Below are 1,549 nucleotides of genomic sequence, written 5' to 3'. Positions count from 1 at the left end.
TCCGGCTCAGGCGCCCAGTGCTCAGTCACGGGCTTCAAACATCCCAGAGGCCGCTCGGGCTACCCGAGCCGGTCCGAGGCTTAAAGATACAAGGCGGCTGCCGTGTGGAATTGACGCAGCTTCCCAAGTCGATTCCACCTGCGTGCGGTAGTGACTTTATGGCTAGAATCGCCCTCTTTCGCACGAACTCCGCCCGGACACCCAATTCATGCCTTTCGCCATCGACACCTGCGCTGCCATGCACATCGGGGACCGGAGCGATCAGCAGGATCGGGTCGCCATCCTGCCGCATCCGACGCGCAACGATTGCCTGATCGCGGTGCTGGCCGATGGCATGGGCGGCCACTCCGGTGGCGCGATCGCCGCGCAGCAGGTGATTCTCAAGGCCAAACAGAATTTCGCCAGTTTCTCGCCAGGCACAGAGTCCACACGTGAATTCCTCAAAGGGGTGATCGAGGAAGCGCACGTGGTGATCAAGCTCACGCGTTTCACCAGCGAGGCGGATCCGCACAGTACCGCTGTGGTGATGGTGATGCGTCCGGGCGCAGTGGAATGGGCGCATTGCGGAGATTCGCGCCTGTATCACTTCCGGCGTGGCAAGTTCGTGTGCCATACGCAGGACCATTCCCTGGTCGCAGAGCTGATCCGCACACGGCGCATCACCGAGGAAATGGCCCAGCATCATCCGCAGCGCAGTCTACTGCTCTCTTGCCTGGGGGCGGAGACGGATCCCAACATCGATTACGGCGAGCTCAACGCGCTGGAACCGGGCGACAGCTTCCTGCTGTGCTCGGATGGCCTCTGGGGGCTGCTCGAGGCGGATGAGATTGCACGCGCCTTGCACGAACTGGATGCACGCAGTGCGGCGCGTGTGCTGATCAATGCGGCACGCGAGCGTGGCGAAGGCGTGGGCGACAACATTTCGCTGGCGATCGTGAAGATCAAGCCGGCCTGAGACGCTGTTTGCGATCCTTTATGGTCCGAGACCGGGCCGCAGGTGACGAGGTGGGTCAGGCTTCAGCCTGACGATCCCAGTGGGCGAGGCCGCATCCGGCTGAAGCCGGATCCACGGGATCGGCCTGGCTCAGTTGTTGTGCCGAATCCACCAGCGGCGCCAGAACAGCGCGCCGATCAGTCCCAGCCCGGACAGCAGGATCAGCCCGACCACCCATACCCAGCCCGCGTTCTCCTGCAGCCAGGGCATGTGTACGAAGTTCATGCCAAAGAAGCCGGTCAGCAGCGTGGCCGGTGCGAACAGGGTGGTCACCACGGTGAGCACGCGCAGCTCCGCGTTGAGGTAATTGCTGGCCGAGGACATGAAGATCTCCAGCAGGCCGCTGATCAGCTCGCGCAGGGTGTCGAGCTGCTCGACCACATGCTGAATCGCCCCCGGTTCACTAGACACTTCGAAGCCTTAAGCTGGCAACCAAGTGGAGGTGTCTATGAGTAGCAAGCGATACACGGAAGAGTTCAAGATTGAAGCGGTCAAGCAAGTGACCGATCGCGGACATAGCGTTGCGGACGTTGCCGGGCGACTGGATGTGAGCAT

General features: G+C 62.1%; 3 protein-coding genes. 2 read left to right on the top strand and 1 reads right to left on the bottom strand.

Annotated features, from left to right (window positions below; genetic code table 11):
• Positions 1-208 precede the first annotated feature (208 nt).
• Positions 209-955, top strand: coding sequence for a PP2C family protein-serine/threonine phosphatase (locus tag BGI27_RS17735; protein WP_095526093.1), 747 nt, complete (start codon positions 209-211; stop codon positions 953-955).
• Between the two features lie 129 nt (positions 956-1,084).
• Here the strand turns inward: BGI27_RS17735 and BGI27_RS17730 are convergent, their stop codons facing one another.
• Positions 1,085-1,405, bottom strand: coding sequence for a CorA family divalent cation transporter (locus BGI27_RS17730; protein ID WP_095526092.1), 321 nt, complete (start codon positions 1,403-1,405; stop codon positions 1,085-1,087).
• 37 nt (positions 1,406-1,442) lie between these two features.
• Between BGI27_RS17730 and BGI27_RS17725 the strand changes: the two genes are divergently transcribed.
• A partial coding sequence (locus BGI27_RS17725) for a transposase (RefSeq protein ID WP_141239830.1) occupies positions 1,443-1,549 on the top strand: 107 nt, incomplete at its 3' end.

The sequence above is a fragment of the Candidatus Dactylopiibacterium carminicum genome (assembly GCF_014736495.1).
GTDB lineage: Bacteria > Pseudomonadota > Gammaproteobacteria > Burkholderiales > Rhodocyclaceae > Uliginosibacterium > Uliginosibacterium carminicum.
Note: the sequence above shows the minus strand (reverse complement) of the source record. Positions and strands in the feature narration are given on the sequence as shown.